The organism is Oceanimonas aquatica (assembly GCF_030732065.1).
In the GTDB taxonomy this organism is placed as follows: Bacteria; Pseudomonadota; Gammaproteobacteria; order Enterobacterales; family Aeromonadaceae; genus Oceanimonas.
This window is the reverse complement of the sequence record NZ_JAVBHX010000001.1, coordinates 560,449-573,781: the sequence shown is the minus strand read 5'-3', so window position 1 is coordinate 573,781 and position 13,333 is coordinate 560,449. Positions and strand designations below refer to the sequence as shown.

11 protein-coding genes are annotated in these 13,333 nt (G+C 61.0%); 4 read left to right on the top strand and 7 right to left on the bottom strand.

Going from position 1 to position 13,333, the window contains the following annotated elements; translation table 11 throughout:
* Nucleotides 1–380: 380 nt before the first annotated feature.
* Nucleotides 381–1,820: a pyruvate kinase gene (gene pyk, locus Q9290_RS02690; RefSeq protein ID WP_306078079.1), complete on the top strand. Its 1,440-nt coding sequence runs from the start codon at nt 381–383 to the stop codon at nt 1,818–1,820.
* A 74-nt stretch (nt 1,821–1,894) separates the two neighbouring features.
* Here pyk and Q9290_RS02685 read toward each other — a convergent pair whose 3' ends face one another.
* The 3 genes from Q9290_RS02685 to psrA all read right to left on the bottom strand — a co-directional run bounded on the left by Q9290_RS02685 (nt 1,895) and on the right by psrA (nt 5,518).
* The gene (locus tag Q9290_RS02685; RefSeq protein ID WP_306078078.1) at nt 1,895–2,521 is read right to left on the bottom strand and encodes a bifunctional 4-hydroxy-2-oxoglutarate aldolase/2-dehydro-3-deoxy-phosphogluconate aldolase; all 627 of its coding nucleotides are present in this window, start codon (nt 2,519–2,521) and stop codon (nt 1,895–1,897) included.
* A 75-nt stretch (nt 2,522–2,596) separates the two neighbouring features.
* The gene (locus Q9290_RS02680) at nt 2,597–4,861 is read right to left on the bottom strand and encodes an acyl-CoA dehydrogenase (protein ID WP_306078077.1); all 2,265 of its coding nucleotides are present in this window, start codon (nt 4,859–4,861) and stop codon (nt 2,597–2,599) included.
* A 27-nt stretch (nt 4,862–4,888) separates the two neighbouring features.
* On the bottom strand, nt 4,889–5,518 hold the full coding sequence (gene psrA / locus Q9290_RS02675) for a TetR family transcriptional repressor PsrA (RefSeq protein ID WP_306078076.1): 630 nt from the start codon (nt 5,516–5,518) through the stop codon (nt 4,889–4,891).
* A 252-nt stretch (nt 5,519–5,770) separates the two neighbouring features.
* Between psrA and rsmS the strand changes: the two genes are divergently transcribed.
* Nucleotides 5,771–5,938 (top strand): pleiotropic regulatory protein RsmS, encoded by a 168-nt coding sequence (gene rsmS, locus Q9290_RS02670; protein ID WP_306078075.1) that lies wholly within the window; start codon nt 5,771–5,773, stop codon nt 5,936–5,938.
* A gap of 63 nt (nt 5,939–6,001) precedes the next feature.
* Here rsmS and speA read toward each other — a convergent pair whose 3' ends face one another.
* Together speA and Q9290_RS02660 are read right to left on the bottom strand one after the other, a co-directional pair.
* The gene (gene speA, locus Q9290_RS02665) at nt 6,002–7,906 is read right to left on the bottom strand and encodes a biosynthetic arginine decarboxylase (protein WP_306078074.1); all 1,905 of its coding nucleotides are present in this window, start codon (nt 7,904–7,906) and stop codon (nt 6,002–6,004) included.
* A 207-nt stretch (nt 7,907–8,113) separates the two neighbouring features.
* On the bottom strand, nt 8,114–9,025 hold the full coding sequence (locus Q9290_RS02660) for a patatin-like phospholipase family protein (protein WP_306078073.1): 912 nt from the start codon (nt 9,023–9,025) through the stop codon (nt 8,114–8,116).
* 116 nt (nt 9,026–9,141) lie between these two features.
* On the opposite strand from Q9290_RS02660, the gene olsF reads away from it, so the two are divergent.
* The gene (gene olsF, locus Q9290_RS02655; RefSeq protein ID WP_306078072.1) at nt 9,142–10,857 is read left to right on the top strand and encodes a bifunctional ornithine lipid synthase OlsF; all 1,716 of its coding nucleotides are present in this window, start codon (nt 9,142–9,144) and stop codon (nt 10,855–10,857) included.
* 5 nt (nt 10,858–10,862) lie between these two features.
* On the opposite strand, the gene Q9290_RS02650 is transcribed toward olsF, so the two are convergent.
* Nucleotides 10,863–11,141, bottom strand: a complete 279-nt coding sequence (locus tag Q9290_RS02650) for an Rdx family protein (RefSeq protein WP_306078071.1) — start codon at nt 11,139–11,141, stop codon at nt 10,863–10,865.
* 54 nt (nt 11,142–11,195) lie between these two features.
* Complete coding sequence (gene folE, locus Q9290_RS02645; RefSeq protein ID WP_306078070.1) at nt 11,196–11,852, bottom strand: GTP cyclohydrolase I FolE; 657 nt, start codon at nt 11,850–11,852, stop codon at nt 11,196–11,198.
* 159 nt (nt 11,853–12,011) lie between these two features.
* Here folE and moeA point away from each other — a divergent pair, with 159 nt between their 5' ends.
* Nucleotides 12,012–13,253 carry a molybdopterin molybdotransferase MoeA gene (gene moeA, locus Q9290_RS02640; protein WP_306078069.1) on the top strand — a complete coding sequence of 414 codons (1,242 nt, stop codon included), beginning with the start codon at nt 12,012–12,014 and terminating at the stop codon, nt 13,251–13,253.
* Nucleotides 13,254–13,333: the final 80 nt, after the last annotated feature.

Here is a 13,333-nt window from a genome sequence, read left to right as displayed (position 1 = left end):
GAAAAACTGCTAACTTCATCAACTTTTCCTTTTCTTTTCATTAGCTTGTCATGTTCTCACTGTTCATTACGCCGGCATTCGACCGCGATTTTTGACCTCGATCAAGCCCATATGAAAACCCCGGCATTTTTGTGATCCCGTCTACACTTTTACAATGGCTTCGGTTATCATCGATAACAATTTCATAAACCAAGGATGAAGTGTCGGACCGTGAGCACCCCATGGCCTTTCCATAATTCGTCAGTTTCGGCACAGGATGTGGCCGTATCACCCGTGACTGCCGACACTTTCCAATCCCTTTTCCGGCAGCGGCCCACCGGCCTGATGCACAATTCTGTTTTTTCCATCGTATTCATTCTTTCTTCCAATTGGAGTCTCTCATGTTAAGACGCACCAAGATCGTGACCACCCTGGGCCCGGCTACCGACCGCGACAACAACCTCGAAGGTATCATTGCTGCCGGCGCCAACGTGGTTCGTATGAACTTCTCCCACGGTACCCCGGAAGATCACATGAACCGTGCCAACCAGGTGCGGGCCATCGCCAAGAAGCTGGGCAAGCACGTAGCCATTCTGGGCGACCTGCAGGGTCCCAAAATCCGCGTATCCACCTTTAAAGACGGCAAAATTCAGCTGAACATCGGTGACAAGTTCGTGCTCGACGCCGATCTGCCCAAGGGTGAAGGCAACGAGCAGAGCGTAGGCATCGACTATAAAGAGCTGCCCAAAGACGTAAAAGACGGCGACATCCTGCTGCTCGACGATGGCCGTGTACAACTGCGGGTCGAAGGTGTGGAAGGCAACAAGGTACTGACCGAAGTCACCGTGGCCGGTCCCCTGTCCAACAACAAGGGCATCAACAAGAAAGGTGGCGGTCTCTCCGCCCCGGCCCTGACCGACAAGGACAAGGAAGACATCAAGACCGCCGCCAAGATCGGCGTGGATTATCTGGCCGTTTCCTTCCCGCGTACCGGCGAAGACATGCGTATTGCCCGTGAGCTGGCCCGCGCCGCCGGGAGCAATGCCAAGCTGGTGGCCAAGGTGGAACGTGCCGAAGCCGTGGCCACCGATGCCGCCATGGAAGACGTGGTGCTGGCCTCCGACGCCGTCATGGTGGCCCGTGGCGACCTGGGCGTGGAAATCGGTGACCCCGAGCTGGTGGGCGTACAGAAGAAGCTGATCCGCACCAGCCGCCGCCTGAATCGGGTGGTGATCACCGCCACCCAGATGATGGAGTCCATGATCACCGCGCCCCTGCCCACCCGTGCCGAAGTCATGGACGTGGCCAACGCTGTGCTCGACGGTACCGATGCCGTGATGCTGTCTGCCGAAACCGCCGCTGGCCAGTTCCCGGTAGAAACCGTGCAGGCCATGGCCGACGTCTGTCTGGGCGCCGAAAAGCACCCCAGCATCAATGTGTCCAACCACCGCATGAACTTCACTTTCACCTCGGTGGAAGAAACCGTGGCCATGTCAACCATGTATGCCGCCAACCACCTGCAGGGTGTGAAGGCCATCGTGGCCCTGACTCACTCCGGCACCACCCCGCTGCTGCTGTCCCGCATCAGCTCCGGCCTGCCGATCTTCGCCCTGTCCCAGGAAGAAAAGACCCTGTCCTGGGCCAACCTGTACCGTGGTGTGACCCCGGTGTACTTCAAGGCCGACGAGAGCAAGAACATCTCCGAGACCTGCCGTGACGCCATCGCCACCCTGAAGCAGTCCGGCCACGTCAACAGCGGCGATCTGGTTCTGCTGACCCACGGTGACATGATGGAAGTAGTGGGCAGCACCAACACCTGCAAGATCCTCACCGTCGAGTAAGGTTTTATCTCCTCACGAAAACGACAAAGGCCGGGCAATGTGCCCGGCCTTTTTGTTTGCCTCGCCCGCAGCAATTACTGCACCAGGGCCACCGCTTGCCGGATCAGACGAGCGACTTCATCCCAGTTGCCGGCATTGATCAGCGCCTTGTCTACCATCCAGGAGCCGCCGCAGGCGATCACCCCGGGCAGAGCCAGGTACTCGCGAATATTACCGGCGTGAATGCCCCCGGTGGGCATGAAACCGAGCTGGCCAAAAGGCCCCTGCAGCGCCCTGATCATGTTGACGCCGCCCGACGCCTCGGCGGGAAAGAACTTGAGCGTGGTCAGGTCCATTTCCAGCGCCGCCTCTATGGTGCTGGGATTATTGACGCCGGGAATAATCGGCATGTCCAGCTCCTGGCAGGCGTGCACCGTATTGGGGTTAAAACCGGGTGACACCACAAAGTCGGCCCCGGCCTGTTTCGCCGCTTGCACCTGCTCCCGATTGAGTACGGTACCGGCGCTGATCAGCATGTCGGGCTGAGCTTCGCGCAGTCGCCGAATGGCGTCGGCAGCCACGGCAGAGCGAAAGGTGATCTCCGCCGCCGGCAGGCCATTGTCGGCCAGCAGCCGGCCCAGGGGCACACTGTCTTCGGCCCGGTCCAAGGTGATCACCGGCATAATTTTCAGTTGTGCAATACGCAGGGTCGGTAGTGTCATGTCGGTATGCCGTTCATCCGTGAGAAATAACAACAGGCCGGGCACGGGCCCGGCCTGTCAACTAAACAGCGGCGCTCAGGCCGCATTCACCTTTTTGCCCTGCCGGCGGCTGAGCACGCCGGGCGCGAAGCTGTCTACCGCAATGGCGCGCCGGCGCAGCTCGTCGGCTTCCCGCAACCGGTGAGCCTCGGTGTCGGTGATGATACCCGCCTTCTGGGCCTGGCTCAGCAAGTCCATCAGCGCCAGCTTGCGGGGCAATACACCGTCTTTTTGTGCGCGCACGAGTTTCTTTTCCAGCTCCATCACGCCCACCATGGCGTTAAAGGCGGCTTCCAGTTCACCGAGTCCGGGCTCGTCGGCGGGGGGCAGGTAGCACAGAGCCGACAGCCGGTCGCGTACGCCACCCGGGGTCATCAGTTGCTTGCAGATGGCCTGCACATGCCGGTCTGCCGGCATGCGGTAACGGTTACCGAGCGGAAAAACCAGCGTCTTCAGGGCCAGCGCCACCGGCCGGTTGGGAAAGTTCTGCAAAAAGCCGGTCAGGGCCTCACCAATCGAGTGCAGGTTGCGGCTTACCGCATAATGCACAAAGGGCAGCTCCTCGGCGGGCCGGCCATTGTCCTCAAAGTACTTGAGGGTAGCACTGGCCAGATACAGGTGACTGAGCACGTCGCCGAGCCGGGCCGAGAGCATTTCCTTGCGCTTGAGGCTGCCGCCCAGCATCAGCATGGACACATCGGCACACAGCGCCAGGGCACGGCTCATGCGGCCAAGCTGACGAAAATAGGGCGCGGTATCGCCGGATACCGGCGCACCATTGAACCGGGCCCCGGTCAGCCCCTGCCAGAGCGCCCCCAGGGCGTTGCCGGCGGCAAACCCGATATGACCGAACAACAGGCGATCGAACTCGGCCAGCCCGGCCTGCTCGTCGGGGTTGGCGGCGGCGGCCATCTCTTTCAGTACATAGGGATGACACCGGGTGGCGCCCTGGCCGAAGATCATCAGGTTGCGGGTCAGAATGTTGGCCCCTTCCACGGTAATGGCGATGGGCATGCCCATGTAGTTGTGGGCCAGGTAGTTTTTCGGGCCCATCTGAATGGCCTTGCCGGCGTGCACGTCCATGGCGTCGTTCATCACGGTACGCGCCATTTCGGTCATGTGATATTTGGAAATGGCGGTGACGATGGCCGGGCTTTCGTTCATGTCCAGGGCCTGGGTGGTGAGCCGGCGGGTGGCTTCGAGCTGGTAGGTCAGACCGCCGATACGGGCCAGGGCTTCCTGCACCCCTTCAAAGCGGCCGATGGACAGGCCGAACTGCCTGCGCACCACGGCGTAGGCACTGGTGCTGCGGGTCGCCAGGTGGCCACTGGCGGTGCCGAGCGCCGGCAGCGAAATGCCCCGCCCTGCCGACAGACATTCCACCAGCATGCGCCAGCCCCGGCCGGCATAGTCGGCACCGCCAATGATCCAGTCGAGGGGAATGAACACGTCCTTGCCCCTCGTGGTGCCGTTGAGAAATGCCAGCCCCATGGGCAGGTGCCGGTCGCCGGTTTCCACCCCGGGATGGGAAGTGGGAATAAGGGCACAGGTAATGCCGAGCTCCTCGGTGTCTCCCAGCAGATGATCGGGGTCATAGAGCTTGAACGCCAGCCCCAGCACGGTGGCTCGAGGGGCCAGGGTGATATAGCGCTTGTCCCAGTTCAGGCGCAGGCCCAGCACCTGCTGACCCTCAAATTCGCCCATGCACACCACGCCGCGATCGGGAATGGAGCCGGCATCGGAGCCTGCCTCGGGCCCGGTCAGGGCAAAACAGGGAATTTCACGGCCATCGGCCAGGCCCGGCAACCAGCGCTGCTTTTGTTCTTCGGTGCCGTAGTGCATCAGCAGCTCACCCGGGCCGAGCGAGTTGGGCACCATGACGGTGACCGACGCACTGGTGCTGCGGCTGGCAATGCGCGCCACTATGGTGGAGTTGGCCAGGGCGGAGAAATTCAGCCCGCCGTAGGATTCGGGAATGATCAGTGAGAAAAAGCCGTTATTGCGCAGGTAATTCCACACCGGCTCGGGCAATTCCCGCTCTTCGCTGACAATGTGGTAATCGTCAAGCATGCCCAGCAGGGTGTTCACTTCATTGTCGAGAAAGGCCTGCTCCCGCTCACTCAGTCGCGACGGACCGTAAGACAACAGCCTGCGCCAGTCCGGGCGGCCGCTGAACAGCTCGCCGTCCCACCACACCGAGCCGGCTTCCATGGCTTCACGCTCGGTTGCCGACAGCGGCGGCAACACCTTTTTGAAGGTGGCAAAGGCCGGCCGGCTTATCCACTTTTTGCGTAAACTCATCATGACCTCCTCAACCCTTCGGTTGTGTCAATCGGTGCGGGCTTCCATGCCGCTGGCCAGGTAGGGAATGACCTTGCGAACCAGGCCTTCCACGTCGATATCCTCGTTGAAATCGTTACGGGCTATGTCTCTGAGCGCCTCACTCGAGGCCATGGTAAAGACCACGGTACCCAGGGTGAAATGCAGCCGCCAGAACAATTCGGCGGACGACAGCCCCGGTGCCGCCCGTTGCATGCACCGAGTGAAATTATCGACCACCTCACCATAGTGATTGATGATAAACCAGCGTAAAAAGCCCTGATTATCCATGTAGCCGCCACCCAGCAGTTGCAAAAAGATCTCCGGGCCGCGTCGTCTTACACGGGTCAGCCCCATCAGCGGCGCCACAAAACATTCAAATACCTGCTCCACACTGAGTCGGGGCTGCTCCAGCAGCCGCACCAGAGCCTCATTCACCGCCGGCATAAAGAGAGCAAGGTACCGGTCCATGACCGCCTTGATCAGGTCCTTGCGAGAGCCGAAATGATAGTTGACCGAGGCCAGATTCACATCGGCGGCGCTGGTGATCAGCCTGAGCGAGGTATCGCTGAAGCCCTGCTCGGCAAACAGGACTTCGGCGGCATCCAGTATTTTGCGCTTGGTCTCTTTTCTCGGCACCGGGCGCCTCTCAAAGATTTAAAACACCTGTTTAAAATTTATGTTTGAGCCCGGCCGCTGTCAAGGCAGTAACGACTGAATATTTTTTGTGCATTTTTTTCAACCAGGCGGGAACCTTTCCTCGGCCGGGGGTTCATACTCAGTGCCACTGCAATTAAGCACTAAGTCTTTGCCCAGCGCCTTCGCTGGGCGTTTTTTTTTCGGCGCTTTTTTACGGTACACTGACGCCATCCGCTATTTACCGTTTTCACCATGAGCCTGAAAGACGCCCCTCCCCATATTCAGCTGGCCGTTGACCTGATTGAACTGCTGGAAGTCAATGACGTTCCCCCCGAACTCGCCCTCGCCGCCCTGGCCATCGTGACTCAGGACTTTGAACGCAAGCTGGCTGCACAACAAAGTGGTCCCGACGCCGGCTGACACCGGAAAGCGCCCATAAAAAAACGCCCCTTGACGGGGCGTTGGTAAGCGGAAAAGGGCGATTTACTGCTCTTCTTCCAGATAGGCGTAGCCTTCCAGGCCGGCGGACAGCTCCCTCAGCAGCAAGGCCCGGGTTTCATCGTCCAGATCCGGATGGCTGGCCTGCAGCTCGTACTGGGCATTGATCACCGAGGGATCGATGTCCACGTAGCGCAGCAGCTCGGCCACGTTGCTGCCTTCCTTGAGATTGGTGATCTGCGCCTTGCCCTGCTCATCCAGCACCACTTCGGCACTGTGGGTATCGCCAAACAGGTTATGCATGTCACCCAGAATTTCCTGATAGGCCCCCACCAGGAAAAAGCCCAGATACTGAGGCTGGCCGGGCACGAACTCGGGCATGGGCAGGGTGGTTTCCACGCCCTGACCATCCACGTACTGATCGATGGCGCCGTCGGAGTCACAGGTAATGTCCAGGATCACCGCACGGCGGCTGGGCGGCCGGTCGAGGCCGTCCAGGGGCAGCACCGGAAAGATCTGATCGATGCCCCAGGCATCGGGCAGTGACTGAAACAGAGAAAAGTTGACGAAGCACTTGTCCGCCAGCTTCTCGTTCAGTTCATCCATGATGGGCCTGTGCGCCCGGTTCACCGGATCCAGTTTCGCCTTGATACCGAGACAAATGTTCAGGTGCACCTCTTCCGCCCAGGCCCTGTCTTCCAGGGTCATCATGCCCATGTTGTACTGCTCATGCACATCGGCCAGCTCCGCCACGGTATCGTGGTAGATCTCCAGCAGAGGCGGATCTTCCCGGCACAGGTCTTCCCAGGTTTCCCACATGTTTCTGAGCAAAAAGGGCGCGTCTTCGGCCAGCGCTGCCGGCTTGCTGCTCTGGGCCGACTCAATGCTGATCACATTGGCCACCAGCATGGCGTGGTGGGCGGTAATGGCCCGGCCCGACTCGCTGATGATGCGCGGGTGCGGCAGATCGTACTCGCGGCACACGTTGCCAATGCCCCACACCACGTTGTTGGCATATTCGCGCAGGTTGTAGTTGGCCGAACAGTAACTCTGGGAACGGGTACCTTCATAGTCCACACCCAGGCCGCCGCCCACGTCCACTATGTTCACCGGCACATTGAGCCGGCGCAGCTCGCCATAGAAACGGCCGCACTCGCGAATGCCCTTCTGAATATCGCGAATATTGGCGATCTGGGAGCCCAGGTGAAAGTGCAGCAGCTGCAGCCAGTCGATGCAGCCGGCTTCCTTCAGCCGGTTGACCAGGCTCAGCACCTGGGTGGCGCTCAGGCCAAACTTGGACTTCTCGCCACCGCTCGACTGCCACTTGCCGGCGCCCTGGGATGCCAGCCGGGCACGCACGCCCAGGCGCGGCGCTACCTTGAGCTTGGCTGCCTCTTCCATCACCAGCGACAGCTCGGAGAGCTTCTCGATCACGATATATACCTGGTGGCCCATTTTGGTGCCAAGCAGAGCCAGGCGGACGTATTCCTTGTCCTTGTAACCGTTGCACACGATCACCGACTCGGTCTCGTGGGTGTGCGCCAGCACCGCCAGCAGCTCGGGCTTGGAGCCCGCTTCCAGCCCCAGGCGGGGCTTGTCTTTATAGGCCTTGGTGACGGCATCAAGTACACCGCGCTGCTGGTTCACCTTGATGGGATACACGGTCAGGTAATCGCCTTCGTACCCGTAATCCTCGATGGCGCCGTTAAAGGCGTTGAACAGGGCATCGATGCGGCTTTTGATGATATCGGGAAAACGCAGTAACACAGGCGCGGCATAGCCCTCTGCCTTGAGTTGCTCCACTACTTCGGCCAGTACCACTTTTGCCTCGGGCCGGGTCTTGTCGGGCGTGACACAGACGCGTCCCTGCTCGTCAAGATGAAAAAACCCGGCGCCCCAGTAAGGCAGGTTGTATACCTTGAGCGCATCGTTTGCGGACCATTCAGCCATGCTCTTTGTCCCCTTGTCAGTTCAGGGTCACGGAAAATCCGGGCCTTTGGCCCGGTACGATATTAGTTCGATTTTTCATCAGTATAAGGCAAGCCATGCTGCCCAATCGGGTAAAGACAGTCCATCCGGCGCCTGCAAAAAATCGGGGGGCGAGTGTACAACCCGCGCCGGGCGCTGACCAGTACTGATACGTTTGCAACATCAATTTTATTGACGCGCCAGCCGCTCCAGCAGAAGACCATGGTCATGCAGAAAAAGCTGTCCACAACTGAATCCCAGCGAATAGTCCTGATCCAGCTGGGCCCGGGTCGAGCCCAGCACCCGGCTGTAAAGGGGCGCCGGCGGTGCAATCTCGAACAGGTGTACATTCTCCGGCGGCCGGGACATAAAGCAATGGGCCTGATGGCAGCAACGCTGGTAGGCCCGCACGATGGCCAGCAACTCCCCCAGCCGGTCCCGCCCCAGCCAGCCTTCCAGCCGCCGGGCCCAGCTCAGGGTTACGCGCATATCCCCGGGCTGGGTGCGGATCACCACCAGCACACCGGCGCCCCGGCGCCAGGCTTCCCGCACCGGAATGGCATCGGCCACGCCGCCGTCGAGGTAACGTTCGCCCCGCCATTCCACCCCGGCCCGGTACAGCAATGGAATGGCGCTGGACGCCTTGAGGCCCAGCAACCAGTCGGTATCGGCGGGGTGAAAATAGTGGGGCCGGTGATCCCGCGCCCGGGTACTGCAAAACAGCAGCTCCCGCCCTTCCAGGCGGCGATGGCCGGTGGTGACATCCAGCGGCAGCTCGTGGCGCAGCACCTCGAAATACCAGTCCAGATCCACCAGATCCCCGCCCCGGGCGAAATGCAGCGGACGAAAGAAATCGGAACGGGTGGTGTAATCGGTGATCACTTCCCGGGCAAAGCCACGACTGTGACACACATAGGCAGACAGGTTCTGGGCACCGGCGGACGAGCCGATAAAGAGATCAAAAGGATCGAAGTCTGCGGCCATAAAGGCATCGAGCACGCCGGCGGTAAAGATACCGCGCTGGCCTCCCCCTTCGCAGATCAGCGCCAGCCTGCCTCGCTCCGGTTCGCTGCCGGAGGGCTTCAATCGCGCTGTGTTCATTAATTCCGGTCGCTGTCTGAGCATGGACAACCCTGTCATCAAATTATCATGCCGGCGCCATGGAGGCGTCATGGCCGCGGCTCAGGCTGGTTCCATCGCCAGTCATGGAGCCCACCATGTTATCTGTAGACACCCTGGCCGCCGAGTTTTTGCCCCGGTGGCAACATGTGCCCGGTTGCAAGGCGTTGCTGCGTTATCTTCTGCACGAGCAGGCCTTTGTCGATTTCGCCGCCGAATATCCGCACCTGCGCGGCCTCGACTTTGTAGAGCAGGTGCTCGAGTATTTTCATTTTCACGTGCAGGTGCACGAGCAGGAGCTGGAACACATTCCGGCCAGCGGCCCGGTGGTTATCGTGGCCAACCACCCGATCGGCTCTCTCGACGGCCTGGCGCTGCTGCGGCTGGTGTGCCGGCTGCGCCCGGATACCAAAGTCGTGGCCAACCAGTTGCTGGCCCGGCTTGAACCTCTGGCCAGTCTGCTGCTACCGGTCGACAACCTGGGCGGTCGCAGCGGACGGGCCCAGCTCGAAGCCCTGCAGCACCATCTGGGCGCCGGCGGCGTGGTGATTATCTTTCCCGCCGGCGAAGTATCCCGCCTCAGTGCCACCGGAGTGCGTGACGGTCGCTGGCATGCCGGTTTTATTCGCATGGCGATTCGTGCCCGGGCCGATATCGTGCCCATACACCTTGAAGGCCGTAACTCCGCTTTCTTTTATTTAAGCTCACTGCTGTGCCGTCCGCTGAGTGGTGTGCTGCTGGTGCGTGAAATGTTTCGCCAGCGCAACCGCCGGATCAGCCTGCGCATCGGCCGGCCGGTGGCCTGGCAACACTGCCGCCCGGGCGGGGTCAGCGACAAGGGTCTGGCCATGCTGTTTCGCAATCACCTTTACCGGCTGGGCAAGGGTAAAAGCGGACTGTTTGAAACCCAGGTGGCCATTGCACCGCCGGAGCCCCGGCAGGTACTGAAGAAAGCGGTGGAACAAAGCGAGCTGCTGGGCCGGACCCGGGACGGCAAGGCCATCTACCTCACCAAAAGGGATCCGTCGGGACATTGCGTGATCCTGCGGGAAATCGGCCGGCTGCGGGAGCTGGCCTTTCGGGCGGTGGGTGAAGGTACGGGTAAACGCCGGGATCTGGACCCGTTTGATGATGACTATTACCAGTTACTGCTGTGGGACCCACAAGAGCTGGAAGTGATCGGGGCCTACCGGTTCGTGCCCGCCGCCCGGCAACTGGAACGCCGCGGCGCCGACGGGCTCTACACTCACCAGCTGTTTGCGTTTGACGATGCCATGACGCCCTTTCTGGAGCACGGCATTGAGCTGGGTCGCAGCTTTATTCAGCCCGCCTATCAGGGCCGGCGCAGCCTGGATTACCTTTGGTTTGGCATCGGTGCCTTTCTGGCCCGTCATCCGCACTATCGCTACCTGTTTGGCCCTGTGTCGCTCAGCGCCGCCCTGCCGGTGGCGGCGCGGGATCTGTTGGTGGCCTTCTACCGGCTGTATTTTTCTGGCCAGGGCGAACCGGCCCGTTCACGCCGGCCGCTGCCGGCAAGCCCCGGCCATTTGCTGAACGCCTTTGCCGGTGATGACTACCGGGCAGATCTGCAACGGCTGAAGCAGCGGCTGGACCACCTGGGCGCGGCCATTCCCACCCTGTACAAACAATACGCCGAGCTGTGCGAGCCCGGCGGCGTACAGTTTGTGGACTTTGGTACGGATCCGGACTTTGCCGACTGCGTGGATGGCCTGGTGATCGTGGATCTGGCCAGGCTCAAGCCGGCCCGGTATCAGCGCTACATTGCGCCCCATACTCGGCAGGAAGGTCATTAAAAAGCTCAGTGGCGGCGGTCGCTGTGGCCGAGGTCGCGTTCGGGTGCGATCTTGTCCCGAATACGTTGCTTGATTTCCTTGGCTTCGGGAAAACCGTCGTCGGCCACTCGGCACCAGATAAGCTCACCGTCCACCAGGATCTGGAACTGCCCCTTGTCGCCCGGGATCAACGCCACTTCCCCCACCTCGTCGGCAAAGGTCGACAATATCTCCTGGGCCAGCCAGCCCGAGCGCAGCAGCCAGCGGCACAGGCTGCAGTAGCGGATTTCGACTCTGGGTTTCATTCGTCTTCCTCAAGGTGCCATGCCGGGGCGAGCCCGGCATGACTGAAGCCGCAATCAGCGTACCACGCCGCTCAGAAACTCCTGGCGGGTAGCCGGACGGCTTTTGAAAATGCCGCCCAGAGAAGTGGTGGTGGTGTTGCTGGTGGCGTCCATCACGCCCCGGGCCTTGACGCAATAGTGGGTGGCGGTAATGCTCACGGCCACATCGTCCGACTCCAGCAGGGCCTGCAGCGCCACCAGCACCTGCTGGGTAAGGCGCTCCTGCACCTGAGGGCGACGAGCAAAGAACTGCACAATGCGGTTGATCTTGGACAGGCCAATCACCTTGCCCCGGGGAATGTAAGCCACGGTGGCGGTGCCGTCTATGGTCACGAAATGATGCTCACAGGTGCTGGTCAGGGTGATGTCACGCACCTGCACCATTTCATCCACTTTCATCTTGTTTTCGATCAGGGTGATCTTGGGAAAATGGGCATAGTCGAGACCGGAAAAAATTTCACGAACATACATTTTGGCGATGCGCTGGGGGGTTTCGGCCAGACTGTCGTCGTTCAGATCCAGCCCCAGTACGTCCATCACCTGGGTCATCAGGCCGGTGATTTGTTCCTGTTGTTCGTCCGTGGTCAGGTTGTGGCTGCGCATGGGGGTTTCCAGGCCCCGGGCTTCCAGGGCCGAGCGGACCCGGATGGCTGCGTCGCTCAATGCGGTCATGATGATCTCCGTGGGGGTATACAATCTGAAGGCATGTTAGTGCATTTGCGCTTTTCTGTGAATGACGGATTAACCCTCATTTTCGTGCGAGAGCATATAACAATCACCGTCCGAGTCTGAAATAATGACGTCATTCAACACCTTTCAGGGAGCCTGAACATGGCGATTCAAGATTGTTGCAGTCAACCCGGGTTACGCCCGTTTGAAGATGCGCGGGCCGACATGCTGGGCCAGCTCGATACCGTGGCCCCGGCAGAGCTGGTACCGCTGGAGCAGGCCCTCAACCGGGTGCTGGCCGATGCGGTGATTTCGCCGCTGGATGTACCCGCCTTTGCCAACTCGGCCATGGACGGTTACGCCCTGCGGGCCGAGGATGCCGGGGCCGACAATGATTTGGAACTGATCGGCACCAGCTTTGCCGGCCATCCCTTTACCGGCCGGGTTGAAGCGGGCCAGTGCGTGCGCATCATGACCGGAGCCGCCCTGCCGCTGGGCGCCGACAGCGTGGTGATGCAGGAAAACTGCCACTCCGAACACAACCGCGTGACCATCAAGGGTGACGTGCAACCGGGCCAGCATGTGCGCCTGGCGGCGGAAGATCTGGCCCAGGGCGAAACCGTGTTTCAGGCGGGCATGCGCATCAATGCCCGAGTGTTGTCGGTGCTGGCGTCACTGGGACTGGAGCAGGTGAATGTGCGCCGCCCCCTCAGGGTTGCGCTGATCTCCACCGGCGACGAGCTCAAGCATCCTGGTGAACTGCTGGCCCCGGGGGAAATTTACGACTCCAACCGCATCGGCGTGGCCGCCATGCTCACCCGGCTGGGCGTGGACATCACCGACGTCGGCATCATCGCCGATGATCCCGAGCTGATCCGCAAGGCCTTTTTAAAGGCGGCGGCCAGCCACGATGCGGTGATCACCTCCGGCGGCGTGTCGGTGGGCGATGCGGATCACACCAAGGCGGTGCTGGAAGACGTGGGCCGCATCGGTTTCTGGAAGCTGGCCATCAAGCCCGGCAAACCCTTTGCCTTTGGCCACATTGACCAGTGCGCCTTTTTCGGCCTGCCGGGCAACCCAGTCTCGGCAGCGGTCACCTTTCATCTGCTGGTGCGTCCGGGGCTGGCCCGGCTCGCCGGTGAGCAGCTCGCGCCCACGGTGACCCTGCAGGCCACCGCCCTGATGCCCTTTAAAAAGTCGCCCGGGCGCATGGACTTTCAGCGTGGCCGGGTCGAGCGCCAGGCCGACGGCAGCCTGGGCGTGGTGCCCGCCGGCTCACAGAGCTCGGCGGTATTCAGTGCCATGGCCGAAGCCAACTGCCTGCTGCATCTGGAGCAGGAGCGAGGCCGGGTGGAAACCGGGGAGACCGTGACCCTGGAGTTGATAGACGGGTTGTACTGGTAACACCAAACACTACCCTAGCCCTCCCCTTGCCAAGGGGAGGGAAAGTCAGCGCCGATATGACTCGAAGCAGCAGTGGGGAT